This is a genomic window from Bradyrhizobium ottawaense, assembly GCF_002278135.3.
GTDB lineage: Bacteria > Pseudomonadota > Alphaproteobacteria > Rhizobiales > Xanthobacteraceae > Bradyrhizobium > Bradyrhizobium ottawaense.
In genome coordinates this window covers 4,571,971-4,598,048 of the sequence record NZ_CP029425.2, presented here as the reverse complement: position 1 = coordinate 4,598,048, position 26,078 = coordinate 4,571,971, and the positions used below count along the sequence as shown (strand labels likewise).

General features: G+C 64.1%; 23 protein-coding genes and 1 pseudogene. 14 read left to right on the top strand and 10 right to left on the bottom strand.

The features are described from left to right. The first annotated feature begins 65 nt into the window (after nt 1–65). The 7 genes and pseudogenes from sufB to CIT37_RS21995 all read left to right on the top strand — a co-directional run. Nucleotides 66–1,562, top strand: coding sequence for a Fe-S cluster assembly protein SufB (sufB, locus tag CIT37_RS22025; RefSeq protein ID WP_095424235.1), 1,497 nt, complete (start codon nt 66–68; stop codon nt 1,560–1,562). A gap of 61 nt (nt 1,563–1,623) precedes the next feature. Further along, the gene (sufC, locus tag CIT37_RS22020; RefSeq protein WP_038946651.1) at nt 1,624–2,376 is read left to right on the top strand and encodes a Fe-S cluster assembly ATPase SufC; all 753 of its coding nucleotides are present in this window, start codon (nt 1,624–1,626) and stop codon (nt 2,374–2,376) included. 11 nt (nt 2,377–2,387) lie between these two features. After that, nucleotides 2,388–3,692: a Fe-S cluster assembly protein SufD gene (gene sufD / locus CIT37_RS22015; RefSeq protein ID WP_038946652.1), complete on the top strand. Its 1,305-nt coding sequence runs from the start codon at nt 2,388–2,390 to the stop codon at nt 3,690–3,692. Beyond that, complete coding sequence (locus CIT37_RS22010; protein WP_038946653.1) at nt 3,689–4,936, top strand: cysteine desulfurase; 1,248 nt, start codon at nt 3,689–3,691, stop codon at nt 4,934–4,936. Before sufD ends, CIT37_RS22010 begins: the two co-directional genes overlap by 4 nt. After that, entirely contained in the window at nt 4,933–5,304 is a 372-nt protein-coding gene (locus CIT37_RS22005; protein WP_018323035.1) for an SUF system Fe-S cluster assembly protein, read from the top strand. Before CIT37_RS22010 ends, CIT37_RS22005 begins: the two co-directional genes overlap by 4 nt. Before the next feature lie 49 nt (nt 5,305–5,353). After that, a complete protein-coding gene (locus CIT37_RS22000) occupies nt 5,354–5,752 on the top strand; it encodes a HesB/IscA family protein (protein WP_018323036.1) in 399 nt (132 codons plus the stop codon). Nucleotides 5,753–5,911: 159 nt separating this feature from the next. Then, a pseudogene (locus CIT37_RS21995) lies at nt 5,912–6,341 on the top strand (TfoX/Sxy family protein); the annotation flags it as partial. Nucleotides 6,342–6,410: 69 nt separating this feature from the next. Here CIT37_RS21995 and fabA read toward each other — a convergent pair. From fabA to CIT37_RS21975, 4 genes are all read right to left on the bottom strand, one after another. Next, nucleotides 6,411–6,941: a bifunctional 3-hydroxydecanoyl-ACP dehydratase/trans-2-decenoyl-ACP isomerase gene (fabA, locus tag CIT37_RS21990; RefSeq protein ID WP_038946657.1), complete on the bottom strand. Its 531-nt coding sequence runs from the start codon at nt 6,939–6,941 to the stop codon at nt 6,411–6,413. Between the two features lie 97 nt (nt 6,942–7,038). Then, the gene (locus CIT37_RS21985) at nt 7,039–8,106 is read right to left on the bottom strand and encodes a GGDEF domain-containing protein (RefSeq protein WP_028144818.1); all 1,068 of its coding nucleotides are present in this window, start codon (nt 8,104–8,106) and stop codon (nt 7,039–7,041) included. Nucleotides 8,107–8,271: 165 nt separating this feature from the next. Then, complete coding sequence (locus tag CIT37_RS21980) at nt 8,272–9,804, bottom strand: DEAD/DEAH box helicase (protein WP_038946660.1); 1,533 nt, start codon at nt 9,802–9,804, stop codon at nt 8,272–8,274. A gap of 299 nt (nt 9,805–10,103) precedes the next feature. Further along, nucleotides 10,104–11,066 carry a helix-turn-helix domain-containing protein gene (locus CIT37_RS21975; protein ID WP_095424234.1) on the bottom strand — a complete coding sequence of 321 codons (963 nt, stop codon included), beginning with the start codon at nt 11,064–11,066 and terminating at the stop codon, nt 10,104–10,106. Nucleotides 11,067–11,265: 199 nt separating this feature from the next. On the opposite strand from CIT37_RS21975, the gene CIT37_RS21970 reads away from it, so the two are divergent. From CIT37_RS21970 to CIT37_RS21955, 4 genes are all read left to right on the top strand, one after another. Beyond that, a complete protein-coding gene (locus CIT37_RS21970; protein ID WP_038946661.1) occupies nt 11,266–12,780 on the top strand; it encodes a caspase family protein in 1,515 nt (504 codons plus the stop codon). Nucleotides 12,781–12,809: 29 nt separating this feature from the next. Next, nucleotides 12,810–13,070: a hypothetical protein gene (locus tag CIT37_RS21965; RefSeq protein WP_244611260.1), complete on the top strand. Its 261-nt coding sequence runs from the start codon at nt 12,810–12,812 to the stop codon at nt 13,068–13,070. A gap of 962 nt (nt 13,071–14,032) precedes the next feature. Continuing rightward, nucleotides 14,033–15,274, top strand: coding sequence for an FAD-dependent oxidoreductase (locus tag CIT37_RS21960; protein WP_095424233.1), 1,242 nt, complete (start codon nt 14,033–14,035; stop codon nt 15,272–15,274). Nucleotides 15,275–15,453: 179 nt separating this feature from the next. Then, nucleotides 15,454–16,218, top strand: coding sequence for an outer membrane protein (locus CIT37_RS21955; RefSeq protein WP_095424232.1), 765 nt, complete (start codon nt 15,454–15,456; stop codon nt 16,216–16,218). Nucleotides 16,219–16,333: 115 nt separating this feature from the next. Here the strand turns inward: CIT37_RS21955 and CIT37_RS21950 are convergent, their stop codons facing one another. The 4 genes from CIT37_RS21950 to parE form a co-directional block, all read right to left on the bottom strand. Next, nucleotides 16,334–17,104, bottom strand: coding sequence for an SDR family NAD(P)-dependent oxidoreductase (locus tag CIT37_RS21950; protein WP_095424231.1), 771 nt, complete (start codon nt 17,102–17,104; stop codon nt 16,334–16,336). A 21-nt stretch (nt 17,105–17,125) separates the two neighbouring features. Next, complete coding sequence (locus CIT37_RS21945; RefSeq protein WP_028144810.1) at nt 17,126–17,311, bottom strand: hypothetical protein; 186 nt, start codon at nt 17,309–17,311, stop codon at nt 17,126–17,128. Between the two features lie 322 nt (nt 17,312–17,633). Then, a complete protein-coding gene (locus CIT37_RS21940; RefSeq protein ID WP_018323049.1) occupies nt 17,634–18,416 on the bottom strand; it encodes an outer membrane protein in 783 nt (260 codons plus the stop codon). A 426-nt stretch (nt 18,417–18,842) separates the two neighbouring features. Next, entirely contained in the window at nt 18,843–20,888 is a 2,046-nt protein-coding gene (gene parE / locus CIT37_RS21935) for a DNA topoisomerase IV subunit B (protein WP_095424230.1), read from the bottom strand. Between the two features lie 273 nt (nt 20,889–21,161). Here parE and CIT37_RS21930 point away from each other — a divergent pair, with 273 nt between their 5' ends. The 3 genes from CIT37_RS21930 to argC all read left to right on the top strand — a co-directional run bounded on the left by CIT37_RS21930 (nt 21,162) and on the right by argC (nt 23,560). Next, entirely contained in the window at nt 21,162–21,692 is a 531-nt protein-coding gene (locus CIT37_RS21930; protein ID WP_038946665.1) for a DedA family protein, read from the top strand. A gap of 225 nt (nt 21,693–21,917) precedes the next feature. After that, complete coding sequence (locus CIT37_RS21925; RefSeq protein WP_095424229.1) at nt 21,918–22,583, top strand: FMN-binding negative transcriptional regulator; 666 nt, start codon at nt 21,918–21,920, stop codon at nt 22,581–22,583. Next, the gene (argC, locus tag CIT37_RS21920) at nt 22,580–23,560 is read left to right on the top strand and encodes an N-acetyl-gamma-glutamyl-phosphate reductase (protein WP_038946668.1); all 981 of its coding nucleotides are present in this window, start codon (nt 22,580–22,582) and stop codon (nt 23,558–23,560) included. The genes CIT37_RS21925 and argC overlap by 4 nt, the downstream gene beginning before the upstream one ends. 129 nt (nt 23,561–23,689) lie before the next feature. On the opposite strand, the gene CIT37_RS21915 is transcribed toward argC, so the two are convergent. Both CIT37_RS21915 and CIT37_RS21910 read right to left on the bottom strand, forming a co-directional pair. Continuing rightward, nucleotides 23,690–24,088 carry an MAPEG family protein gene (locus tag CIT37_RS21915; protein ID WP_028144805.1) on the bottom strand — a complete coding sequence of 133 codons (399 nt, stop codon included), beginning with the start codon at nt 24,086–24,088 and terminating at the stop codon, nt 23,690–23,692. Nucleotides 24,089–24,152: 64 nt separating this feature from the next. Beyond that, on the bottom strand, nt 24,153–25,961 hold the full coding sequence (locus CIT37_RS21910; RefSeq protein WP_028144804.1) for a PHA/PHB synthase family protein: 1,809 nt from the start codon (nt 25,959–25,961) through the stop codon (nt 24,153–24,155). Nucleotides 25,962–26,078 lie beyond the last annotated feature (117 nt).

Genomic DNA, 26,078 nt, shown 5'->3' with positions numbered 1-26,078 from the left:
AGACACCGTAATAATCGTTCGAGTTTGATCCACCGCGGTCCTTGAAACCGCGAGCGGAGGATGGAATGCCAGCCGTACAAGAGACGGTCGAGCGCGTGAAGCGTATCGACGTCGACCAATACCGCTATGGGTTTGAGACCCTGATCGACACCGAGAAGGCCCCCAAGGGGCTGTCGGAAGAGATCGTAAAGTTCATCTCGCAGAAGAAGAACGAACCCGCCTGGATGCTCCAGTGGCGGCTTGAGGCCTATCGGCGCTGGCTGACCATGACCGAGCCGACCTGGGCGCGCGTCGATTATCCCAAGATCGATTTCCAGGATCTCTACTACTACGCGGCACCGAAGCCGAAGAAGACGGTCACCTCGCTGGACGAGATCGATCCGGAGATCCTGAAGACCTACGAGAAGCTCGGCATTCCCTTGCGGGAAGTCGCCATGCTCGAGGGCGTGGAACCCAAGCCCGGCGAGGAAGATCCGGCGCGCCGCAAGATCGCGGTCGATGCTGTCTTCGATTCGGTCTCGGTTGCGACCACGTTCAAGGCGGAGCTGAAGAAGGCCGGCGTGATCTTCATGCCGATCTCGGAGGCGATCCGCGAGCATCCCGAGCTGGTGCAGAAATATCTGGGCTCGGTGGTTCCGACCTCGGACAATTTCTACGCGACGCTGAACTCGGCGGTGTTCTCCGACGGCTCGTTCGTCTACGTGCCGCCGGGTGTGCGTTGCCCGATGGAGCTGTCGACCTATTTCCGCATCAACGAGCGCAACACCGGCCAGTTCGAGCGCACGCTGATCATCGCCGACAAGGGCTCCTACGTCTCCTATCTCGAAGGCTGCACCGCGCCGCAGCGCGACGAGAATCAGCTGCACGCCGCCGTGGTCGAGCTCGTCGCGCATGACGACGCCGAGATCAAATATTCGACGGTGCAGAACTGGTACCCCGGCAATTCGGAAGGCAAGGGCGGCATCTACAATTTCGTCACCAAGCGTGGCGACTGCCGCGGCGACCGTTCGAAGATCTCCTGGACCCAGGTCGAAACGGGTTCGGCGATCACCTGGAAGTATCCGAGCTGCATTCTCCGCGGTGACAATTCGAGCGGCGAGTTCTACTCGATCGCGATCTCGAACGGCTTCCAGCAGGTCGATTCGGGCACCAAGATGATCCATCTCGGCAAGAACACGTCGAGCCGCATCATCTCCAAGGGCATCGCCGCCGGAAAGTCGCAGAACACCTATCGCGGCCTCGTCACCGCGCACCGGAAAGCGACCGGCGCGCGCAACTTCACCGCCTGTGACTCCTTGTTGATCGGCGATAAATGCGGCGCGCACACCGTGCCGTACATCGAGGCCAAGAACTCCTCGGCGACGTTCGAGCACGAAGCGACGACCTCGAAAATCTCCGAGGACGTGCTGTTCTACTGCATCCAGCGCGGCCTTTCGCAGGAGGAGGCGGTCGGCCTCGTCGTCAACGGCTTCGTCAAGGACGTGCTGCAGCAGCTGCCGATGGAATTCGCGGTGGAAGCGCAGAAGCTGATCTCGATCTCGCTTGAAGGGTCGGTCGGTTAATACCGACCCTCGCGGTGCGCTTAAGCGCTCCATGCATCATTTGAATAGACTGGACACCAAAATGGCTTTGCTTGAAGTGAAAGACCTCAAGGTTCGTGTCGAGGAGCGTGAGATCCTCCACGGGCTGACGCTGACCGTGAACGAGGGCGAGGTGCACGCGATCATGGGGCCGAACGGTTCCGGCAAATCGACGCTCTCCCACGTGATCGCCGGCAAGCCCGGTTACGAGGTCACCGACGGCCAGATCCTGTTCAGGGGCGAGGATCTCCTGGAGATGTCGCCTGACGAGCGCGCCGCCAAGGGCGTGTTCCTGGCGTTCCAGTATCCGGTCGAGATCCCCGGCGTCGCCACCATGAACTTCCTGCGCACCGCGCTGAACGCCCAGCGCAAGGCACGCGGCGAGAGCGAATATTCGACGCCGGACTTCCTGAAGAAGGTTCGTGAGGTCTCGAAGTCGCTGAACATCCCGCAGGACATGCTCAAGCGCGGCGTCAATGTCGGCTTCTCCGGCGGCGAGAAGAAGCGCAACGAGGTGCTGCAGATGGCGCTGTTCGAGCCGAGCCTGTGCATCCTCGACGAGATGGATTCCGGCCTCGACATCGACGCGCTGCGCATTGCTGCCGACGGCGTCAACGCGCTGCGTTCGCCGGGGCGCGCGATGGTCGTCATCACCCATTATCAGCGGCTGCTGAACTACATCGTGCCCGACGTCGTGCACGTGATGTCGAAGGGCCGTGTCGTGAAGAGCGGCGGCAAGGAATTGGCGCTGGAGCTGGAAGCCTCCGGATATGCCCAGTTCGAGGACGCCGCGTAAGGAATTTTGCGATGAACGTTGCTGTGGCAAAGACCGGAAAGGGCCGCGCGGTGAGCGATCTCTTCACCAGCGCCGAGGGCCGGCTGCCGGGTTCGACCGCGGTCACCGCCGTGCGACGCGAGGCGTTCGAGACCTATGAGCGTCTCGGCCTTCCGCACCGCCGGATCGAGGAATGGAAATACACCGACCTGCGCGCGCTGGTCGGCGAGGTGCTGCCGCTTGCGGCCGCGCCCGACGCGGCCGCGCTGAAGCGCGCCGCGGACGCTGTGAAGGTGCATGCGATCGCGGGCGCCCGCAAGCTGGTGCTGGTCGACGGCGTGTTCGCGGCCGATCTCTCCGACGTGAAGGCGCTGGCAGCCGAGGCGGGCTTCAGCACGTTGCGGGAAACGCTGGAGAAGGATGCCGGTCTGCTGAAGACCGCGTCCACCGATGCCGTGATCGCGCTGAACGCGGCGATGGCGACCGATGGCGTGGTGCTGTCGATTGCCGACGGCGCGCAGCTGTCCGCGCCGGTCCAGATCATCCACATTGCGACGGCCGCGTCGGCGTCGGCCTTCACCCGTTCGCAGGTCGCGGTCGGGAAGGGCGTGCGCGCCACCATCATCGAGAGTTTTGTCGCGGCTGGCGCCAAGACTTACCAGGTCCATGACGCTGTGTTGGTGACGGTCGGCGACGATTCCGACGTGGCCCATATCCGCCTGATGGATGATGCGCCTGACGCGCTGAATGTCTCGTCGCACTTCGTCACCGTCGGCGCCAACGTGAAGCTCAACTTCTTCAACATGACGACCGGCGCCGCGGTCAGCCGCCTCCAGGGCTTCATCACGCTGGCGGGCGAGGGCAGCGAGCTCTCGGCCAACGGCGTCAACCTGTTGCAGAAGACCGAGCACGGCGACACCACGCTGGTGGTCGACCACGCCGTGCCGAACTGCGTCAGCCGCGAAGTTTTCCGCGCCGTGATCGACGATCGCGCCCATTCGGTGTTCCAGGGCCGCATCATCGTCCGTCCCGATGCGCAGAAGACCGACGGCAAGATGATGACGCGCGCGCTGCTGCTCTCGGATGAGGCCGAGGCCGACAACAAGCCCGAGCTCGAGATTTTTGCCGACGACGTCTCCTGCGGCCACGGCGCCACCGCCGGCGCGCTCGACGACAGCCTGTTGTTCTATCTGAAGGCCCGCGGCCTGCCGGAGAAGCAGGCCCAGGCGCTGCTGATCCAGGCTTTCGTGGGCGAGGCGATCGAGCAGATCGCCGATGACGGTTTGCGCGAGCACGTGATCGGCATCGCCGAGCGCTGGCTGGAGCGGCGGTCATGAGCACGCATCCCGCAGTCAGGAACGGTGCCTATGACGTCGCGCGCGTGCGCCAGGATTTTCCGGCGCTCGCCATGCAGGTCTACGGCAAGAAGCTGGTCTATCTGGACAACGCCGCCTCTGCGCAGAAGCCGAGCGCCGTGCTCGATCGCATGACGCAGGCCTACACTAGCGAATACGCCAACGTGCATCGCGGCCTGCATTACCTCGCCAATGCCGCGACCGAAGCCTATGAGGGCGGTCGCACCAAGGTGGCGCAGTTCATTAACGCGCCCCGTACGGAAGAAGTGATCTTCACCCGCAACGCGACCGAAGCGATCAATCTGGTTGCCTCGTCCTGGGGCGGGCCGAACATCGGGGAAGGCGACGAGATCGTCATCTCGATCATGGAGCACCACTCCAACATCGTGCCGTGGCACTTCCTGAGGGAGCGCCAGGGTGCCGTGATCAAATGGGCGCCCGTGGACGACGAGGGCAATTTCCTCATCGACGAGTTCGAGAAGCTGCTGACGGCCAAGACCAAGCTGGTCGCGATCACGCAGATGTCGAACGCGCTCGGCACCATCGTGCCGGTCAAGGAGGTCGTCAGAATCGCCCACGCGCGCGGCATTCCCGTGCTGGTCGATGGCAGCCAGGGCGCGGTGCATCTGCCCGTCGACGTCCAGGACATCGGCTGCGATTTCTACGTCTTCACCGGCCACAAGGTTTACGGGCCGACCGGCATCGGTATCCTCTGGGCCAAGTACGACCACCTCGTCGCGATGCGCCCCTTCAACGGCGGCGGCGAGATGATCCGCGAGGTCTCGCGCGATGTCGTGACCTATGGCGACCCCCCGCACAAATTCGAGGCGGGCACGCCCGCGATCGTCGAGGCCGTCGGCCTTGGCGCTGCCATCGACTACGTCAATTCGATCGGCAAGGAGCGCATCGCCGCGCACGAGCACGATCTCACCACCTATGCCCAGGATCGGCTCCGCGAGATCAATTCGCTGCGGCTGATCGGCACGGCACGGGGCAAGGGCCCGGTGATCTCCTTCGAGCTGAAGGGCGCGCATGCCCACGATGTCGCCACCGTGATCGACCGCCAGGGCATCGCGGTGCGCGCCGGCACCCATTGCGTGATGCCGCTTTTAGAGCGGTTCAACGTAACAGCCACCTGCCGAGCCTCGTTCGGCATGTATAATACGCGGGAAGAAGTCGATCATCTGGCACAGGCGCTTTTGAAGGCGCGGGATTTGTTCGCATGAGTGACACGGCCGAAATCAAAGCTAGTCCGATGGAGACCCATTCGGCGCTGCCGCCGGAGGAGACCGAGCGGCTGACCACGGAGATCATCGCCGGGCTGAAGACCGTGTTCGACCCGGAAATCCCGGCCGACATCTACGAGCTCGGCCTGATCTACAAGGTCGAAATCAAGGACGATCGCTCCGTCGACGTCCAGATGACGCTGACGACGCCGAACTGCCCGGCCGCCGGCGAGCTGCCGACCATGGTCGAGAACGCGGTTGCCAGCGTCCCCGGCGTCGGCGTGGTCGACGTCAAGGTCGTTTGGGAGCCGCCGTGGTCGCCCGAGCGCATGAGCGACGAGGCGCGCCTCGTGCTCAACATGTGGTGACGCTTAATCTCAGCATTGAATTTGCTCCGCAACGGACCAGATAGATAAGATGACCCAGGCGACACCAGCATCCACTCCGAAGCCGCGGCGGCCGCGCCCGCAGGTGATGCGGCTGACGGACGCTGCTGCCCAGCGCATCACCGAGCTGACCCAGCGCGCCGATTCGGAGATCGTCGGCCTGCGCGTCGGCGTGAAGAACGGCGGCTGCGCCGGCCAGTCCTACACGGTCGAATACGCCCACGACGTCCGCCCGACCGACGAGGTCGTCGAGGACAAGGGCGTCAAGATCCTGGTCGATCCCAAGGCCGTGCTGTTCCTGCTCGGCACCGAGATGGACTACAAGGCCGACAAGATGCAGGCCCAGTTCGTCTTCAACAATCCGAACCAGATTTCCGCCTGCGGCTGCGGCGAGTCGGTTGAGTTGCGGCCGGCCAAGATCGACGGATAACGCCTTCCCAAGACTCTCGTGTCCCGGACGTGCCGCAGCGCTCCTCGCGCTGCTGCGCAGAGCCGGGACCCACGCTATAGTCACCAGCGCAAAAGACTGGGCCCCGGCTCAGCAGCGCATCGTTACACGCTGCGCTGCGTCCGGGGCACGAGGGGGCCCATGGACCGCGAATTCCTGACCGACCTGTTTGCCGATTTCGGGCCCGTCACCATCCGGAAAATGTTCTCCGGCTACGGCATCTCCGCCGACGGCATCAACTTCGCGCTGTCACTGCGTGCCGGCCTGTTCTTGCGCGCCGACGAGGTGACGATCCCGGACTTTGAAGCCGAAGGCTCAAAGCCGTTTCAGTACTCGACCCGCGCCAGGACCGTGGTGGTCAACTCCTATTGGGAGCTGCCGGCGCGCCTGTTCGACGATTCCGCCGAGCTCGCCCAATGGGCGAGGGCGGCACTCGCCGCCGCCCAGCGCGCCAAGGTGAAGACGCGGCCGAAGAAAAAGGCGGCGGCAAAAAAAGCCGCGCCGAAGAAGCGGTTGGCCAAGAAGGCAGCCAAAAGGAAGGTGCGGTAGGGTGGGCAAAGCGGAGCATGCCCACGATCAGGATGTCATCGCGAGAGATCGTGGGCACGGCGCTACGCGCCTTTGCCCACCCTATGGGATCTCAGTCTGTAGCCTTAGTCAGACCAACTCGCATATCCTTCGCCACAAAGATCGATATGCCATCTGCCAGCACGCGGCCATCGGCAATTCCGAGCACCAGCTTGCCGCGGCGGACCATCCGCATGGCGACTTCGTAGCGCACGCGTCGCGTCTCCGGCGTGATGGTGCCCGTGCACTCGACTTCGCCGACGCCGATGGCGCGGCCCTTGCCCGGTGACCCCGACCAGCCGAGCCAGTAGCCGACCATCTGCCACATCGCATCCAGGCCCAGGCTCCCCGGCATCATCGCATCACCTCGATAGTGACAATCGAAGAACCAGTGGTCCGACACGATATCGAGCTCGCCGACGATATGGCCCTTGCCGAATTCGCCGCCGTCCAGGCTGATTTCCGTGATGCGGTCCATCATCAGCATCGGCGGGGCCGGCAGTTGCGCATTGCCCGGCCCGAAATAGCCGCCGTCGCTCGATTTCAGCAGTTCGTCCCTGGTGTAGGACGGTTGCGGCGTGTGAAAATCATGGGGATTAGGCACGACGACAAGTCCTCAACGCTCGCGGTCTGGCGGCGCAGAAGATGGCGGTCGTCAGGTTGGAATGTCAAGCACAGCCGTTCGACATGCCGCGATCGCGTCACGCCACCCGGCTGTGGGTCTCGACCGCGTATTCCGGATCGGCTTCGCAGATCACGCGGTTGCGGCCGTTACGCTTGGCGGCATAGAGGCAGGCATCCGCACGCTCGATCAGCGCGTCGGTGTCGTCGCCCTGCTTGAGCATGGAGACTCCGACGGAGATGGTGACGCGGCCGAGGATCTCGCCGGTGGACTTCTTCTTCAATTCCTTCGCCATCACTGCGCGGCGGATGTGGTCGGCCACCGTGAGGGCCTGACGCAGTGCGGTGTTGGGGAGCACGACCGCGAATTCCTCGCCGCCATAACGCGCGGTGATGTCCTGGCCCTTGATGGTCTGCTTCAGCGACAGGCCGACGAGCCGCAGCACCTGATCGCCGGTGAGATGGCCGTAGGAATCGTTGAACGACTTGAAATGATCGATGTCGAACAGCAGCAGCGACAGCGGCTCGCCCGAGGCGAGGGCGCTCTGCACCGCCATGTCGATCATGCGGTCGAAATATTTGCGGTTGCCAAGGCCCGTGAGCGGATCGGTCAGGCTCTCGGCGCGGATCGCCTCCAGGCTCTGCTGGAGATTGCTGATCTCGTTCTTCGACAGCGTCAGCCGGTCTTCCAGCGTCTTGTTGGTTTCGCGCATCTCGCTGGTCGAACGGAGCAGCGTCTCGACGATCGCCTTGATCTGCTCACGGTTCTTGGCCGACGCCAGTTTCTCTGTGGCCCCCGACAGGCTGGCATCGTAGGAGCCGGTCATGCCGAGTGCATCGCTCAAGACCTTCATCACGTCGTCGATCTCGCCGATGACGCGCGCGCCGACCTTGTCGATGCGGTCGGTGGTCTTGATGTGGGAGAGATAGGTCTCGTAGATCTGCTCGAGATCGGCTTCAGTCAGCTTGCCGCTGCGCGCCAGCGTCTCATTGACGATCTTGTTGAGCGGCGCGTTGTAGCCGGTGGCGTAGACGTACCAAATCTCATAGTTGCGGGGAATTGCCGTCTGCCGCAGCGATCGGATCTGCCCGAGCGCTACCTCGGCGAACGCCATCGTGCGTTCGTGTTCGTCGAGAACCTTGACCACGGAACATACCCCACAGCGGTCGGTGCGCCGTCGACCGCAGCAATGCTTAAATTATGTTCGTAGGCTAACGGACGATCGTGAACACCCCGTAAATATACGTTCACGAATGCATCTAAAAAATTGTGCGGCGGCTTTGCTCAACCGAAACCTGGTGCGCCTCGCGCCTCAGGCTCCGGCGGGGGAGCGGACCGGCCGCAGCAGAAACGCCGGCAGATGCGAGTGATCGCCCGGCTCACTGTCGGCTTCGCGCTGGCGGCGAGGCTCGGGACGGCCGATCGACGGCACGTGCGAATTATTGGCCTGCTGGCGCGCGTCGTGACGCGGCTCCGCCCTGCGCTTGTCGTCGGAACGATGCCTTGCTTCGGCGGGCTGTCTTGCCTCCGAAGAACTCTTTGCTTCAGAAGAATGTTTGGCCTCGGAAGCATGTCTTGCCTCGCCACGGGGCTCGCGCGGCTCGTGGCTGCGCTCACGGTCGCGGCCGCGCTGCGGCTTGCCGCGTCCGCCGCGTGAACGTTCGCGGCCACGCGACTCGCGCGGACGCTCGGTCCCATCGGAGGCTTCGGCGTGGATTTCAAAGTCGCCTTCGGCGCGCGGAATGCTCTGGCCGATCAGCTTCTCGATTGCCACCATCGACTTCTGGTCGAGCGGCGTCACGATCGAGATCGCGGTGCCGGTGCGACCGGCGCGGCCGGTGCGGCCGACGCGGTGGACGTAGTCATCGGGATGGTGGGGAACGTCGAAATTGAAGACGTGGCTGACCTCGGGAATGTCGAGGCCGCGGGCGGCGACATCCGAGGCGACGAGGAGCGGTAGCTCTCCCTTGCGGAACTGTTCGAGCGCCGCCATGCGGGCCGGCTGGTCCATGTCGCCGTGCAGTGCGCCGACGCTGAAACCATGCTTCTGGAGCGATTTGTGAACGATGGCGACTTCGCGCTTGCGATTGCAGAAGATGATCGCGTTCTTGAGATCCTTGGCTTCGCGCAGCAGGCGGCGAAGCAGCTCGCGCTTCTCGTGCGCCTCGCGCCCGGCTGGCACCTGGGATTGCGTGACGGTCACGGCAGTGGTGGCAGGCTTGGACACTTCGACCTTCTGCGGATTGTGCAGGAAGGCTTCGGTGATGCGCCGGATTTCCGGCGGCATGGTCGCGGTAAAGAACAGGGTCTGTCGCGTGAACGGGACGAGCTTGCAGACGCGTTCGATGTCGGGGATGAAGCCCATGTCCAGCATGCGATCGGCCTCGTCGATGACGAGCAGCTCGACCCCCGTGAGGAGCAGACCGCCGCGCTCGGTGTGGTCGAGCAGACGGCCGGGGGTGGCGATCAGCACGTCGACGCCGCGCGTCAGCTTGGCATCCTGGTCGCCGAAGGAAACGCCGCCGATCAGAAGCGCGACGTTGAGTTTCTGGCCGGCGCCGTAGCGGTCGAAGTTTTCCTTGACCTGGGCCGCGAGCTCGCGGGTCGGCTCGAGGATCAGCGTGCGCGGCATGCGCGCCCGGGCCCGGCCCTTCTCGAGGATGGTGAGCATCGGCAGCACGAAGGCCGCGGTCTTGCCGGTGCCGGTCTGGGCGATGCCGAGCACGTCCTTGCGTGCGAGGACGTGGGGGATCGCCTGTTCCTGAATGGGGGTGGGGGTGGTGTAACCGGTGGCCGCCACTGCGGCGAGGACTTTTTCGGACAGTCCGAGATCTGAAAAGGACATTGAGCCTCTGGTCGAAACCGCCGTTCGGAATCGAGGGTAATAAGGCTGTCGCGTTCCACCCCGAAACGGCGCGCTCTCAAAGAAGCTGGGGGTGCTGACTCACGCGAACAAAGCGCCAGGCTCAGGAATCGGTCTTCGATCTGAGCCGCGTCGCCCCGGAACATAGGCGGGAATCGGCCAAAGTCAATGGAGCGGGCGCGGGAAGGTCCTAAAAAACCTGAGGTTTTTACCAAATAGCGGGTGCGACTGGGGTTTTTCCGCCCAACCCCGCGCTCCGGCCTGAGCCGCCAAAACGGCGGCTAACGCCTATCCGAGCCCTGCGCCCGGAAGTCACCCGGGGCCATGCCATAAGCGGCATTGAAGACCCGGTAGTAGGTTGCCAGGCTCTCGAAGCCGCAGGAGGTCGCGATGTCGGCGATCAGCCGCTCGGGTGCCTCACGCATCAGGCGGCGGCTCTGTTTCAGGCGTTCGTCCGTCACGGTCTGTGAGAAGCTCTTCGCCGCGGTCTCGAACAGCATGTGCAGGTGGCGCACGGACACGCCGAGCTCGTCGGCCACCATCGTCGGTGCCAGATCCGGGTTTTGCAGGTGGCCCGCGATCAGGCGCCGGGCCCGCGAGAGGCGGGCGGTCCGCAGCGCGGCCTGTCCGCGCCGGCTGCCGGGCCTGACGATGCCGCGCTCGATCATCGCCAGATGGGCCAAAGCCTGGACGAGAGAGGTCGCATCGCTGTCGCCCTGATCCGTTGAGGCTTCGCCGAGCTCGGCAAAGCAGGCCCCGAGCAGGGGCGCCAGGGTGGGGTCGCCGAACGTCCGGGGCGCAAGCTCGCGCATGCGCTTGTCCTGCGCCGGGATGGTGCTGACCGGAATCTTCAGGATCCGCAGGTGAAAGCCCCCGGCGCCGAGCGGCGCCGTGCGGTAGGGCAGGTCGGTATGGCTGGTGGCGAAACTGCCGGGGGCGATCGCGAAGTCGTTGCCGCGCATGCCGCCGAACCAGCCGCCGCTCCCGAGCTGCTGGTAGACGCAGATGCTGTCGCCGGGTGCGTAGGCGATGTCGGAGGTGCTGCGCTCGACCGCATATTGCGAGGCCTTCAGCTCGACGAGGCCGGCGCCGCCAAGCTGGCGCAGCGAGAACTCGCCGAAGAAGTCCGCGCGCCGTTCGCGCGCGAGTTCGGCAGTGACACCGAACAATCCCTTGGAGCGCACCTCGCGCCAATAGTCGAAGCGATCGTGCGGCTCGACCTCGTCGGTACACCAGCGATACACGGCAGCCCTCGCTTGCAGCGCAATTGCCCTAGAAAGAGCAGATTCCACGGGAATCTGCCATAGCCAGATCATGGAACCGCGGCCCAGGTTCCTTGAACCACGGTAACGTCTGGGCCGACTATCACACAGCGGCAGGGGGTCCAATGAACTGCTGTTCGAGGGAAGCGGCTTGGCGCCGTTCTACAACGGGAATCTTGCGATGACGCGTCGGCTTTTCAGAATTCTGGCGGCCCTTGGCCTGGCGGCGGGCCTGAGCGGCTTCGCAGCTCCCGCCCATGCCGAGAAGCGTGTCGCGCTCGTCGTCGGCAACAACGACTACAGGAACGTCCCGAAGCTGCTCAAGGCGGTCAACGACGCCCGCACCATGGGCGACACGCTGAAGCAGCTCGGCTTCTCGGTGATGATCGCCGAGAACCAGAGCCGGCAGCAATTCTCCGAGACCCTGCTCGCCTTCGACAAGGCGATCGAGCCAGGTGACACGGCGTTCTTCTTCTACGCCGGCCACGGCTTCGAGATCGCAGGCCAGAACTACTTGCTGCCGACGGACGTGCCGGCGGCGACCGAAGGGCAGGAAGAGCTGGTGCGTGACGCCTCGATCCTGGCCGACCGCATCGTCGAGCGCCTCCAGAACAAGAAGGCGCGGACCTCGATCCTGGTGTTCGACGCTTGCCGCAACAACCCGTTCGAGCGCAAGGGTACCCGCGCGGTGGCCGGTGGCGGCGGGCTTGCTCCGATGGTGCAGCTGCCCGAAGGTGTGTTCTCGGTGTTTTCGGCTGGTCCCCGCCAGACCGCGCTCGATCGCCTCTCCAACGACGACGCCAATCCCAATTCGGTGTTCACGCGCACTTTCGCCAAGGAGCTGCTTCAGCCCGGCGAGAACCTCGTGCAGGTGGCGCAGCGCACCCGCCGTGCCGTCAGCGAGATGGCCGATACCGTCAAGCACAGGCAGGTGCCGGTCTATTTCGACCAGATGGTCGACGACGTCTTCCTCAGCGGCATGGCGAAGGATGCCGTCGCGCGGCCGGCTGATCCGCCACCGCAGAAGCTCGCGGCGCTACCGCCGGTGTCGGTGCCGCAACTGCCGAAGGAGGAGACCCTCAACGCGCCGATCGCGAGCTTCTCGCGGCACAATGGCGGCTGGAGCGTGGTGTTCTCGTTCGCCGACCCGACGCTCGGCATTTCCTGGCGCATGGCCGGCAAGGGCGATTTCCGCGAGACCGGATTCATCGACACGCTCGATCCGCGCACGCGCAAGCGGATGCCGAACCCGTCGATCGAATTGCCGCCGGATGCTGCGGCCGGCACCATCGAGGTCCGCTATGTCGATCAGTCCGGCGACATGCAGGGGCCGTTCCCGATCCGGTTCGATCCCGAGGCCGCGCTGATCCGCGACCAGCGCAAGATCCTCGACATGACATCGACGAGCTGGCTGTCGTTCCGCGAGTTCAACGGGCTGCTGGTCTACTACACGCACCTCGTGTCCTATCGCTGCGCCATCCGCGAGGTGCGCATCGGCATCGACACTGCCGTGCCCAACCAGGTGCTGAAGATGCCTGCTTGCGACATGCGCGACCCCAGTGCGATCACTGCGGGCATGCCGCTCTACATGAAGCTCGCACCGAGCACACAGTCCGTCTCCGTAGAGCTGACCTATCGCGACGGCAGCGTCTCGGAGATCAAGAGTTTCCGCAGCGCGAACCGCAGCAATAATTGAGGGCGTGTCGATCGGGCGGGCGTGGCGGGATGGACGAACTTAAATCGGACAAGTCAACGGTGGAAATGTTAGAGCCGGGGATGACAAAATTCATCCTCGTCGCGCTCCTCACGACGCTTCCGGTTCTGGCGCAAACTACTCCCATCCCCACGCCGCCACTGACCGACCGGGAACGCGTCCAAGCGGACCGTGCGAAGGCCGCCGAGGATGAAAAGGGAGCTCCGATGACGCGTCCCTGGGACCGCGACGCCGACGGCAAGCGCCCATGGGAACGGAAGTCGAAGCCTTGAGGTAGCGGGCGCCTGTTCGCCGCAGGCGAAGGAACAACTCCTTGGTCACCTGGATTGTCCACCAAACCAGGGAGACGATCCATGATCCGCAAGTCCATCCTCGTAGCTTTCGCATGCGCTGCACTTTCGACGTCCGCTTTTGCCCAGGGAGGCGGGGGAGGCGGCGGTGGTGCGGGCAGCGGTGGTGCGGGCGGCGCCAGCGCGGGTGCCGCTGCCGGTACGGGGACCGGCGGCGCCGGTGCGGGATCCGCGGCCAGCTCGGGTGCTGGAGTAGGCACGTCATCCAGCAGTGCCAATTCAGGGCCGTCGGCTCCTTCAGGAATGGGGACGCATAGCACCACCACCGGGGCCAACGTCAACACCAACAGAGGTCAGAACAATCCGAACGTTCAGTCGCCGACTGCGAACGGCACGTCGCCGACAGCGGCGCAAGCCGAGCGGAACGCTGGTGTTGGTCACGCGCCGAACGGATTGCCGATCGGCACTCCGGGCTCCGGGACCAGCAATGAAGATCAGAAATAGTCTGGCTCTGCTGCATGAAAGGCCCGCGCAGCGCGGGCCTTTCTCGTTGCCTCGCAAGTGGCGACCGGCTGCTCTGACGAGAAAGGCTGAGCCGGGCGCGGCCGTCGCCGCAGGCAAAGCTAGACCTTCGGCTCGCTCTCTTCCGCATTGCCGCTTCGCCGCGTGCGCAGATAGACGAGCGCGATGTTGATGGCCAGCCAGGCTGCCACGCCTGCAAGCAACCATGCCACGTTGAACGTTCCCGCTGATGCCGTTTGGGTCGTATTCCCCATAACAACGGGGCCCGCGGTTTATTCCGGGGCCGCGAGGGCCGGCGTGATCCGAAGCTGCCAGCCGTCCTTGCCGAGACCCGTCCAGATTGAGGCTGCGATCGACCTGAACCGGCGTTACAATCGTCCGGCATATCTTGATCGATACTCGCATCGCGGATAGCGGCTGCAATGACCTCCGACCAACAACCGAACCGGACGAAAAGAGTCCGTTGCTGCATCGTCGGCGGCGGGCCGGCCGGCATGATGCTCGGCTATCTTCTGGGGCGGGCCGGCATCGAGGTCGTGGTGCTGGAGAAGCATGCGGATTTCTTCCGCGATTTCCGCGGCGACACCGTACATCCCTCGACGCTCGAGGTCATGGACGAACTCGGCCTGATCGACGGCTTCCTGAAGCTGCCGCATCAACGCCTGCAGAAGATGGACGGCCTGTTCGGCGGTACGCCGGTGCGCATCGCCGATCTCCGCCGGCTCCACACCAAATACCCCTTCATCGCCTTCATGCCGCAATGGGATTTTTTGAATTTCCTGCGCGAGGCCGGCCAGCGCTTTGCCTCACTCGAGGTGATGATGAGCACGGAGGCGGTCGATCTGATCCGCCGCGGCGAGAAGATCGCGGGGGTGCGGGCGAAAACGCCTGACGGCGTCGTCGACATCGAAGCCGATCTCACCATCGCCTGCGACGGCCGGCATTCGACGGTGCGCGAGCGCGCCGGCCTTGGTGTCGAGGAGATCGGCGCGCCGATGGACGTGCTGTGGTTCCGCGCCGGCCGCAAGGCCGACGAGACGGAAAGCGTGTTCGCGCGCGTCGAGCCCGGCAGGATGATGATCACGTTCGATCGCGGCGACTATTGGCAGTGCGCCTATGTCATCGCCAAGGGACAGCACGAAGCGGTGAAGGCGAGGGGACTGCAGGCACTGCTCGACGACGTCGTGCGCATGGCCCCGATCCTCAGGTCGGGCATCGCCGACGTGAAGAGCTTTGACGACGTCAAGCTGCTGACCGTCGCGATCAACCGCCTGACGCGCTGGACGCGGCCGGGTCTGCTTTGCATCGGCGATGCCGCGCATGCGATGTCTCCGGTCGGCGGCGTCGGCGTCAATCTCGCCGTGCAGGACGCAGTCGCGACCGCCAATCTGCTGGCGGACAAGATGCAGCACGGCTGCCCGTCCGACAACGATCTCGATGCCGTGCGCCGTCGCCGCGAATTCCCGGTGAAGATGACCCAGCGGATGCAGGTGATCGTGCAGAACAAGATCATCAGCGGTGCCTTGCAGGAGCGCGATCGGCCGCTCAAAGTGCCGCTGATCGTGCGCCTCATCACCGCGCTGCCATGGCTGCAGGGCATTCCGGCGCGCCTGCTTGCGCTCGGCGTGCGGCCCGAGCACGTGCATTCGAAAGCGGCATCGTAGCGCAGGAATTCGGTAGGGATAATGTCGCGTTAAGTCGCGCGTGCGGCGTTGCCGGCGAGCAACAGCGCCGACGGATCTGCGGACCAGCGCGTGCCCATGGCCGCGTTAACTCTGTTGATTCGAATTTTAGTAACACCCGTCTGTGACCGTGCGTCCATCAAAGGACACGGGGTTGTACCATGCGTAACAAATTGATTGCCGCCTTCGCCTGCACGACCGCTCTGGTTTCGGCGGGCGCGGCCTCCGCCGCCGATCTCGGTGCGCGCTACACCAAGGCGCCCGCCTATGCGGAGCCGCTGTTCAACTGGACCGGCTTCTATGTCGGCGGTCACATCGGCGGTGCATGGACCAACCAGCAGTTCATCAACAACGGGACCGGTGCGCCGTTCGGCGATCTCGTCCCGGGCGAGGGCTATCGTCAGCGCAGCGCAGGCATCATGGGCGGCGCCCAGATCGGCTACAACTGGCAAGCCAACAACTACGTGTTCGGCATGGAAGGCACGATCTCCGGCCTCGACAACAAGGGCTCGTTCACGAACACCGCGTTCGGTGCGGGCGACGACGTGTTCTCCTGGCGCACCAACGTGCTCGCGACCGTGGTCGGCCGCGCCGGCTTCGCCGTGCAGAACAACCTCTTCTACGTCAAGGGCGGCTATGCCGGCGCGAACAACCGTCTGTCGGTCAGCGACACCGTCGGTGTGTCGGGCTCGGGCGGCCAGACCCACTGGGCCAACGGCTGGACCGTCGGCGCCGGCTGGGAATATGGCGTCACCCGCAACTGGATCGTCGGCCTCGAATACAATTACGCTGCCTTCGGCAGCCAGACCTATCAGCTCGGCGGCACGTCGGGGAATTACACCTTCGATGCCAAGCCGCGCGACATCCAGTGGGCCGTCGTGCGCGCGAGCTACAGGTTCGACGCACCTGTCATTGCCCGTTACTGAGCACGTCGACGACGCAACGCGACCAACGATCAAAAAAGGCACTGCCTAAATTCAAAAGCCCCGGATTTGTCCGGGGCTTCTTTTTTGCGTTGTTGAATGGCCGACAGGCCCGGCCTCAGGCCATCACCGAGAAACCGCCATCGACGGGGATCGCGGTGCCCGTGACGAAGTTCGACGCGGACGATGCCAGGAACACGGCGATGCCGGCGAAATCGTCGATGTCGCCCCAGCGCCCCGCAGGCGTGCGCGCCAGCACCCGCTCGTGCAATCCTGACACCTGCTGCCGCGCGCCGCGGGTGAGGTCGGTGTCGATCCAGCCCGGCAGGATCGCATTGACCTGGATGTTGTCGGGCGCCCAGGCATTGGCGCAGGCACGCGTGTACTGCACGATGCCGCCTTTGCTCGCCGCGTAGGCGGTGGCGAAGCTCGCACCGAAGATCGACATCATCGAGCCGATGTTGATCACCTTGCCGTTGCCTGACGCCTTCAAGGCCGGATAAGCAAGCTTCGAGCACAGGAAGGCGCTGGTGAGGTTGGTGTCGATCACCTTGTTCCACTCGTCGAGCTCGAGCTCGTGCGGCGGCTTGCGGATGCTCATTCCGGCATTGTTGACGAGGATGTCGATGCGGCCGAGATCCTTCACCACGCGCGCGATCATGGCTTCGATGGCGGCCCTATCGGTGACATCGGTCGCAATCGCGATCGCCTTGACGCCGCGCTGGCTGAGATCTTCGACTGCTGCTTTGGACTTGGCCTCGTTGCGTCCGACCACGGCGATGTCGGCGCCGGCATCGGCAAGGCCGCGCGCCATGCCGAGCCCGATGCCGCCATTGCCTCCTGTTACGACCGCGACCTTGCCGCGGAGCTCGAACCGGCTGGATGTCATGCTTGTATTCCCTGGTTTCTTTTATTGGTTGCTTTGCCAGATCAGCACCAGCCCGAAGCCGGCCATGGCGGCGCCATAGCCGGCCCAATGCAGCTGGTTGACCATGAAGCTCGATCGCGGCCAGGGCACCGTACCCGTGCCCTGTCCGATCCAGAGCAGCCCGACGGCGAGGGCAAACAGGCCTGCTACAAGCAGAAATCTGCGCATGCATTCCTCCCCGTCGGTCCGCTTCCGTCGCGACCCGCGGCATCAATCGCCACGGTCAGGAGAGCTTGGGCCCACAGTAGCCGTAGCTTTGGTCCGGATACAATGGCGCCGCCGGCAGAAGCCAACGCGGCGAAGCCCAGCGCATGTCGCGATGCGGGGGGGCAGGCGGTCACCAACGTCATGTGAGTGATCGAAGCTCAGCTCGCCGCTGCGTACGACGCTGAAGTCGAGCTTTGGTCGCCGACAAGACCATAACGAAAAAGCCCCGGCGATGCCGGGGCTTTGACGTCTGAACTTGCGTTCGGATCAGTACTTGGTCGGATCAGTACTTCGCGACGACCGGACCGGTCCAGTTGAAGCGGTAGACCAGCGAGGTCGAGATCGTCTGGTTCCAGCTGTTGGCGCGGATGTCGCGGCCGACCAGCGCGTTGGTACCGTCGAAGAGCTCGTTCGAGGTCTTGGCGTTGTAGAAGGCCGAACGATACTCGGTCTTCATGAACCAGCCGGGCGAAGAGACGCCGAAGATGTTCAGGCTGTTCTCGACACCGCCGCCAACGAACCAGCCGTTGCGGTTGTAGCTGTTGAGGTGGATGCCGGCGGGAGTGCCGCCCAGCGTCGTGAAGTTGGTCTGGCCGAAGTGGGCGCCCGAGTAACCACCGTTGACGTAGGAGAGAACGTTCGGGGCGACCAGCCAGCCGAGGCGCACGCCCGCGGCCCAGGAGGTTTCCAGCTTCTGGTTGCCGGTGATGCCGACGATCGGATCCTGGATGGTGGCGCGGATGCTGCCGAACTGGCCGTCAGCGAACACACCGGCGACCCAGGTGCCGCTGAACTGCCAGTCGTAACCGGCGCCGACGGTGCCGAACCAACCGGAGCCGCCCTGACGCTGGTCGATCGTCAGCGGAACCGCACCAACGGTGGTCTGGACGTGCTGGTCGGCATTGGAGAGGCCGCCGCCGCCGCCGCCGAACACGTAGAAGCCGGTCCAGTTGGCGACGGGCGCCGGCATCGGGGCCTTCACGTAGGGACGGGCACCGAGATCGGCCGCTGAGGCCGAACCGGTCATCGCGGCAACCGCGGTCAGAGCGAGCAAAACCTTCTTCATGTTAAAATCCCCAACCTTGGTCTGTGTAGCAGCGCGAGCGCACTGAAGTTCGTGTCATCTGATGCTCGGACTATAGACGTTTCCTGCCGGAATGCTGTTGCCGGGCAGGCACAGTTGCCGGAAAACGCCGATACGCGGGTATTTCCGCCGCGGCTGTCAAGATCTGTAATAGTTACATAAATTCAAAGCCTTACCGAGATTTTTGGAATTCAACCTTGGGTAAGGTTTCGTTAGCAAACCGGCCTTGTCCGAAATGGAGGCAGTCGTGCCTCCGCCTGAGCGCCGTGAGTCGTTGGCCGAGTCGCAACGACGATTCCGGGAATCGCTCAAGGCCATACGGACCGCAGCGACGTCATCGCCCCCGCAAAGCAAAAGAGCCCCGGCTTTTCGCCGGGGCTCTTGACGGAGCGCTACAGGGCCGAGGGCTCAAACGTCCAGCAGCTCCTCGCTGGCGAACTCGGCCTTGTCCGAGATGAAGGCGAAGCGCGCCTCGGCCTTGGTGCCCATCAGCCGTTCCACCGAATCCGCCGTGGTGTCGCGATCGTCGGCGAGCAGCACCACCTTGAGCAGCGTGCGCTTCCTCGGATCCATGGTGGTCTCCTTGAGCTGCGCCGGCATCATCTCGCCGAGGCCTTTGAAGCGGTTCACCTCGACCTTGGCGTTGGCGTTGAACGCGCTTTTGATCAACTCTTCCTTGTGCTTGTCGTCGCGCGCGTAAACCGACTTGGTGCCGTGCGTGAGCTTGTAGAGCGGCGGCACGGCCAGGAAGAGGTGACCCTCGTCGATCAGCCGCGGCATCTGCCGGTAGAAGAATGTGATCAGCAGCGAAGCGATGTGCGCGCCGTCGACGTCGGCGTCGGTCATGATGATGATGCGCTGATAGCGCAGATCCTCTTCTCGGTATTGCAGGAGCTGGCCGCAGCCGATCGCCTGCACGAGGTCGGAGAGCTGGGCATTGGCCGTCAGCTTGTCCTTGCCGGCGGAGGCGACGTTGAGGATCTTGCCGCGCAGCGGCAGCACGGCCTGAGTCTTGCGGTCACGCGCCTGCTTGGCGCTGCCGCCGGCCGAGTCGCCTTCGACGATGAAGAGCTCGGAGCCTTCGGTGCCGGCATCGGTGCAGTCGGCGAGCTTGCCGGGCAGCCGCAGCTTCTTGCCGGCGGTCTTGCGCGCCGTCTCCTTTTCCTGGCGGCGGCGCAGCCGCTCCTCGGCGCGGTCGATCACGAAATCGAGCAGCCTGTTGGCCATGTTCGGATTGCCCGACAGCCAGTGATCGAACGGATCCTTCATCGCCTGTTCGACGATGCGCTGCGCTTCCGCGGTGGCGAGACGATCCTTGGTCTGGCCCTGGAATTCGGGCTCGCGCACGAACACGGAAAGCATGACGGCGGCACCGACCATCACGTCTTCCGACGTAATGGACGAGGCGCGCTTGCCCTGACCGACGCGCTCGGCGTGATCCTTCAGGCCGCGCAGCAGCGCGCTGCGCAGGCCGGATTCGTGCGTGCCGCCATCGGGTGTCGGGACGGTGTTGGTGTAGGAAGAGAGGAAGCCGTCGGCATCCGCGGTCCAGGCCACCGCCCATTCGCAGGCGCCATGCGCGCCGTTGCGGCCCGACTTGCCGGAGAAGATATCCGGGTGGACCTGCGTGTCGGCGTGAATTGCTGCCGCCAGATAATCCTTGAGGCCGCCGGGGAAGTGGAATGTCGCTTCGGCCGGTACGTCCTCGACGCCTTTGAGCAGTTCGGGCGCGCAATTCCAGCGGATCTCGACGCCGCCGAACAGATACGCCTTCGAGCGCGTCATCTTGAACAGGCGCTGCGGCTTGAACGCAGCCTTGGCGCCGAAGATGTCGGTATCGGGCTTGAAGCGGACGCGCGTGCCGCGGCGGTTGTTGATCTTGCCCAGATCCTCGAGCTTGCCCTTGGGGTGTCCGCGCTCGAAGGTCATGCGGTAGAGCTTCTGGCTGCGCGCGACCTCGACCTCGAGCAGCGAGGAGAGGGCGTTCACCACGGAGATGCCGACGCCGTGCAAGCCGCCGGAGGTCTCGTAGACCTTGCTGTCGAACTTGCCGCCCGAATGCAGCGTGCACATGATGACTTCGAGCGCCGATTTCTTCGGAAATTTTGGATGCGGGTCGATCGGGATGCCGCGGCCGTTGTCGGTGACGGTCAGGAAGCCGTCCGCGGAGAGTTCGACGCCGATGAAGGTCGCATGTCCCGCCAGCGCCTCGTCCATCGAGTTGTCGATGACCTCGGCGAACAGATGATGCAGCGCCTTCTCATCGGTGCCGCCGATATACATGCCGGGTCGGCGCCGCACCGGTTCCAGGCCTTCGAGCACCTCGATGTCGGCTGCCGTGTAGTCGGCTTCGCCGCCGGTTCCGCGCGAAGCCGCCTTGGCAGGCGTGCGAGGCTTTGGCTCATCGCCGCCGAAAAAATCGTCTTTTGCTTTGGGTTTCAACTGTTTGGACATATATCTTGATACGCTTTGAGGGCCGCATAAGCGGCGAATCGGTTAGGCCGACTATGCCACTTCTGACTTGGAAAGGTTACCGCGGGCGGCCGGGGCGGTTTGGTTGGGAGTCAATCCCGGCGATTTTACGCCGCAGGCCCTGCAATTCCCGGCAATTTGACCGGACCGTCGGCGCCGAGCGAGTTTTGTGACTTGATGTCACACAAGCCCTTGGCTTACCAGTCTTTTTCATCGAGCAGCACCTTGAGACGGGGCGGGAAGGCTTTTTTTTAGATGGAGCAATTTGCGCACGCCCTGGCCGATTTCGTGCGCGTTCACCAGGCCTGGGCGGCTCCGATCGTGTTCCTGCTCGCCTTCGGGGAATCGCTCGCCTTCATCTCGCTGCTGGTCCCGGCCTGGGGCGCGCTGGTCGCGATCGGTGCGCTGATCGGGGCGAGCGGCATCAGCTTCTACCCGGTCTGGATCGCCGGCGGCCTCGGCGCGGCGCTCGGCGACTGGGTCTCGTACTGGTTCGGCTACCGCTACAAGGAGAAGGTCGCCCAGATGTGGCCGCTCTCGCGCTATCCGGAGCTCCTGCCCAGGGGCGAGGCTTTCGTGCGCAGCTGGGGCATCCCCAGCATCTTCATCGGCCGCTTCTTCGGGCCCTTGCGCGCCTCGGTGCCGCTTGCGGCCGGCATCTTCGAGATGCCTTATTGGAGCTTCCAGGCCGCCAATTTCGTCTCGGCCCTGATCTGGTCCGCCGTGCTCCTGATGTTCGGCGACGTGCTCGCGAAGATCATGGAATGGATCTGGCGGGTGATCTGACGCCGAAACCTTGACGGAAACCCGATCTGGCCTTATAGCCGCGCGCCATGATCAACGCCGCGACCATCCTGTTCGCTCGTCGCCGCCGCCGCTCTTTAGCGGTTTGGGCGGTCGATCGCGTTTGAGATCATCGTCTTTGCCGCTGGATCCGATCCGCGGCATTCTCTCTCCTGTCAGCGCGATCTGATCCGGCGGCCCCCCAAGGAGGCCCAGCAGGAGACCACGATGTACACGCCACCCTTTTTCAAGCAGGACCGCGCCGCAAGCCTGAAGTTCGCCGAAGAGCGCGGCTTCGGCACCATGTGCGCCTTTGACGGTCACAAGCCGGTCGCTTCCCCGCTGCCGTTCTATCTGACCTATGCGGCCGATGGCACGCCGCAGGCGGCCTTTCATGTCGCCCGTCACAATCCGCTGCTAAAGCTTGCGGATGGCGCAGCGTCCTGGCTGCTCGCGATCAATGGCCCCGATGCCTATGTATCGCCGGATTGGTACGTCTCGCCGGACCAGGTGCCGACCTGGCTCTACCAGTCGGTGCATCTGAGCGGGCCGGTGCGGATGTTGTCTGACGACGAGTTGGCGGTGCAGATCGACACGCTCAGCGACAAGTTCGAGAACTGGCTGCGGCCGAAGAAGCCGTGGACATCGGACAAGATGACGGCCGGACGGCTCGAGGCGATGAAGAAGGCGATTGTGGGTCTGGTGATGACGGTTGAGGAGGTCGAAGGCAGCTTCAAGCTCAACCAGCACAAGTCCGACGCCGACTACACGGCGATCGCCAATGCGCTCGGCGCCGGCGATGCCGACGCCAAGCAGATCTCACTTTTGATGCGGCAGGCCAGGCCGCAGGTTTTTGCAGACGACACGAACATGCTCGAAGGGAGCGCACCATGAGCCTCGCTGACATCAAACAGGCCCCGAAGGGCGCTGCCACCAAACCCGCGACCGTCTTCGTCGACGGCGGCTCCGGCACCACCGGGCTCGGCATCAACGAGCGGCTGAAACTCCAGAACGACGTCGTCGTGAGGACGATCGCCGACGACAAGCGCAAGGACCCCGCGGCCAAGAAGGCGCTGATGGAGGAGGTGGATCTCGTCATCCTCTGCCTGCCCGACGATGCCGCCAAGGAAACGGTTGCGCTGGTCGACAGCATGGGCGCTTCGGGCCCGAAGGTGCTGGACGCCTCGACCGCCTACCGGGTCGCGCCCGATTGGGCCTACGGCTTTCCGGAGCTGACGGCTGACCAGGCCGGCAAGATCAAGGCGGCGAAGAAGGTCTCCAATCCCGGTTGCTATCCGACCGGCGCGATTGCGCTGCTGCGGCCGATCGTCGATGCCGGTCTGTTGCCGCCCGATTATCCCGTCACCGTCAACGCGGTGAGCGGCTATTCCGGCGGCGGCAAGTCGATGATCGCGAGCTTCGAGGACGGCAGCGCGCCGTCCTTTGAACTCTACGGCCTCGGCTTCGAGCACAAGCATCTGCCGGAAATGCAGCTCTATTCGAACCTGACGCGGCGGCCGATCTTCATTCCGTCGGTGGGCAACTATCGGCAGGGCATGCTGGTCTCGGTGCCTCTGCAGCTCGACACGCTGCCCGGCAAGCCCGGCGGTACCGATCTGCAGGCTGCGCTCGCCAAGCGCTACGTCGGCTCGAAATACGTCAAGGTGATGCCGCTCCAGAACGAGGCGGCCAAAGGCGGCCGGATCGAGCCGGAGGCGCTCAACGAGACCAACATGCTCGAGCTCTACGTCTTCGCCAGCGACAAATATCACCAGGCGGTGCTGGTCGCCCGGCTCGACAATCTCGGCAAGGGCGCCTCGGGCGCCGCCGTACAGAACATGCGGCTGATGCTGGGATTGCCGGAGGAGTAGGGCAGTCTCGCGCCCCGGACGCAGCGCAGCGCTCCTTCAGCGGTGCGCTGCAGAGCCGGGGCCCACTCTTCCCTGTTGGTAGCGGCCTTCTGGGTCCCGGCTCGCGCTTCGCGCGTCCGGGACACGAAATCAAACCACCTTGAAGATCGCCAGCGCCAGCACGGCCTGGGCGAGGAAGCCGACGGTGAAGGCCAGGGTGCGGAACACCGGGATGCCGATCGCGTAGACGATGAGATGTGCGACGCGCGACCAGAAATAGACGGCGCAGGCGAGCACGGTCCATTTTGTGGAATAGTCGATCGCGTTGAGGATCAGTACCAGCGGCGCAAAGAGCACGAGGTTCTCAACCGCGTTGTCATGCGCGAACATCAGGCGGTTCGCCCATTCCGCCTGCGGCTTGTCGCCGCGCGAGGGGTTGGCCATGGCGCCGCTGAGGCCGCGGACCTGGCAGCGGTTGATGGTGTAGGGGATCCAGAGGATCCCGGTCAGGATCACCGTCAGTGTCAGCCAGAACAGTTCGCGCGTCATGGTCGGGTCCCCTCTGTCGTCGCTGCGTTGAGCGCGAGTCTATACAAAAGCGCGGAAGATTCCGCTATGCGCGAACCCTGACATAGCTGCCGGGCGCGTCCTCGATCGCCGGCAGGGCGTCGCTGCCGACGCTGCGCGCCGGGACTTGCTCCGGATCGAGCTCGCCCAGCCATTGACGCCAATCCGGCCACCACGAGCCCTTGTGCTCGACCGCGTCCTTCATCCATTGGGCGACGTTGACGTCCTTGATGTTGTCGTTGGTCCAGTACTGGTACTTGTTCGAGGCGGGCGGATTGACGACGCCGGCGATGTGGCCCGAGCCGGACAGCACGTATTTCACCGGACCGCCGAAGAACTGCGAGCCGTACAGCACCGATTCAGCGGGCGCGATGTGGTCCTCGCGGGTGGCGAGGTTGTAGACGGGCACCTTGACCTTGGAGAGATCGAGCAGCGTGTTGTCGAGTACCATCGTGCCGGTGGAGAGCCGGTTCTCCAGATAGCAATTGCGCAAATAATAGGAATGGTTCGACGCGGTCATGCGCGTCGCGTCCGAATTCCAGTGCAAGAGGTCGAACGCGCTCGGCTGCTGCCCCTTCAGGTAGTTGCTGACGACGTAGGACCAGATCAGATCGTTGGAGCGCAGCATGTTGAAGGCCATCGCCATCTTCGAGCCTTCGAGCACGCCGGCCGCCTTCATGTCCTGCTCGAGCGCCGCGATCTGCTCCTCGTCGACGAACACCAGGAGGTCACCCGCATGGGTGAAGTCGACCTGTGCGGCGAAGAACGTCGCCGACGACACGCGTTGGCGGCGCTTCTCGGCGAGCCAGGCCAGCGTGGTCGCGAGCATGGTGCCGCCGACGCAATAGCCGGCGGTGTGCACCTTCATCTCGCCGGTGACCCTCTCGATCACGTCCATCGCCGTGAGCGGGCCTTCCTTCATGTAGTCTTCCCAGCTCTTGTTGCCGAGCCGCTTGTCGGGATTGACCCATGAGATCACGAACACGGTGATGCCCTGGTCGACGCACCACTTGATGTAGGATTTCTCCGGCTTGAGATCGAGGATGTAGAACTTGTTGATCCAGGGCGGCACGATCAGGAGCGGAGTGCGCAGCACCGTCTCCGTGGACGGCGAATACTGGATCAGCTGCATCATCTCGTTCTGGTAAATCACCTTGCCCGGCGTCGTCGCCATGTTGACGCCGACGACGAGGTTGTCCGGGTTGGACTGGCGGATCTTCAGCATGCCCTTTCCGGCTGCGATATCCTCGGCCAGCATCTTCAGGCCGCGGGCGAGGTTCTCGCCGCTGCTGGCCACCGTTTCGCGCAGCACCTCCGGATTGGTCAGCACGAAGTTGGACGGCGAGATCGCGTTGATGACCTGCTGGACGTAGAACTCCGCCTTGCGGCGGGTCTGCGGATCGAGCCCTTCGGCGTCGCGCACCAGCTCCTGCGCCCATCTGGTCGTGAGCAGATAGAGCTGCATGACGAAATCGAAGAACTGGTTCGACTTCCATTCCGGGTCGGCAAAGCGCTTGTCGCGCGGCGAGGGCGCGATCGCGGGCGCTGCGTCCTGGCCGGCCATGCGGCGCACCGCCGAGCCCCAGAGGTCGAGATAGTCCTTGGCGAGCTTGGTCTGCAGATCGGAGGAGCGGGACGTATCCGACAGCCAGTATTCGGCGACCGAGGTGAAGGTCTTGACGACCTCGGCGAGCTCGGCCGGCGGGCGATCCTGCACCTCGCCGCTCTCGCGCGGCTTGAGGTAGGCGGCCAGCGCCTTGCCGCCGCTCTCCATCGCCCGCGCGACATTCATCGCGAAGGCTTCCGCATCGAACTTCGTCTCGGGTTTGGGCGTATCGGTCGTGGCCATGCTCATGAGCAGAACAGTAACGGTTCATTCCGTATTCGTCACCGCGAAGCTCGCATGTTTGACGTTAAACACTCTCGAAGATGTGTTGCACTGCGACAAATCTTCTTGGTTCCGTCACATTCG

Excerpts from the sequence above, each read along its gene's own strand:
- sufB (WP_095424235.1), top strand. The coding sequence starts at position 66 with ATGCCAGCCGTACAAGAGACGGTCGAGCGCGTGAAGCGTATCGACGTC.
- sufC (WP_038946651.1), top strand. The coding sequence starts at position 1,624 with ATGGCTTTGCTTGAAGTGAAAGACCTCAAGGTTCGTGTCGAGGAGCGT.
- sufD (WP_038946652.1), top strand. The coding sequence starts at position 2,388 with ATGAACGTTGCTGTGGCAAAGACCGGAAAGGGCCGCGCGGTGAGCGAT.
- CIT37_RS22010 (WP_038946653.1), top strand. The coding sequence starts at position 3,689 with ATGAGCACGCATCCCGCAGTCAGGAACGGTGCCTATGACGTCGCGCGC.
- CIT37_RS22005 (WP_018323035.1), top strand. The coding sequence starts at position 4,933 with ATGAGTGACACGGCCGAAATCAAAGCTAGTCCGATGGAGACCCATTCG.
- CIT37_RS22000 (WP_018323036.1), top strand. The coding sequence starts at position 5,354 with ATGACCCAGGCGACACCAGCATCCACTCCGAAGCCGCGGCGGCCGCGC.
- CIT37_RS21980 (WP_038946660.1), bottom strand. The coding sequence starts at position 9,804 with ATGTCCTTTTCAGATCTCGGACTGTCCGAAAAAGTCCTCGCCGCAGTG.
- CIT37_RS21970 (WP_038946661.1), top strand. The coding sequence starts at position 11,266 with ATGACGCGTCGGCTTTTCAGAATTCTGGCGGCCCTTGGCCTGGCGGCG.
- CIT37_RS21965 (WP_244611260.1), top strand. The coding sequence starts at position 12,810 with ATGGACGAACTTAAATCGGACAAGTCAACGGTGGAAATGTTAGAGCCG.
- CIT37_RS21960 (WP_095424233.1), top strand. The coding sequence starts at position 14,033 with ATGACCTCCGACCAACAACCGAACCGGACGAAAAGAGTCCGTTGCTGC.
- CIT37_RS21955 (WP_095424232.1), top strand. The coding sequence starts at position 15,454 with ATGCGTAACAAATTGATTGCCGCCTTCGCCTGCACGACCGCTCTGGTT.
- CIT37_RS21950 (WP_095424231.1), bottom strand. The coding sequence starts at position 17,104 with ATGACATCCAGCCGGTTCGAGCTCCGCGGCAAGGTCGCGGTCGTAACA.
- CIT37_RS21945 (WP_028144810.1), bottom strand. The coding sequence starts at position 17,311 with ATGCGCAGATTTCTGCTTGTAGCAGGCCTGTTTGCCCTCGCCGTCGGG.
- CIT37_RS21940 (WP_018323049.1), bottom strand. The coding sequence starts at position 18,416 with ATGAAGAAGGTTTTGCTCGCTCTGACCGCGGTTGCCGCGATGACCGGT.
- parE (WP_095424230.1), bottom strand. The coding sequence starts at position 20,888 with ATGTCCAAACAGTTGAAACCCAAAGCAAAAGACGATTTTTTCGGCGGC.
- CIT37_RS21930 (WP_038946665.1), top strand. The coding sequence starts at position 21,162 with ATGGAGCAATTTGCGCACGCCCTGGCCGATTTCGTGCGCGTTCACCAG.
- CIT37_RS21925 (WP_095424229.1), top strand. The coding sequence starts at position 21,918 with ATGTACACGCCACCCTTTTTCAAGCAGGACCGCGCCGCAAGCCTGAAG.
- argC (WP_038946668.1), top strand. The coding sequence starts at position 22,580 with ATGAGCCTCGCTGACATCAAACAGGCCCCGAAGGGCGCTGCCACCAAA.
- CIT37_RS21915 (WP_028144805.1), bottom strand. The coding sequence starts at position 24,088 with ATGACGCGCGAACTGTTCTGGCTGACACTGACGGTGATCCTGACCGGG.
- CIT37_RS21910 (WP_028144804.1), bottom strand. The coding sequence starts at position 25,961 with ATGAGCATGGCCACGACCGATACGCCCAAACCCGAGACGAAGTTCGAT.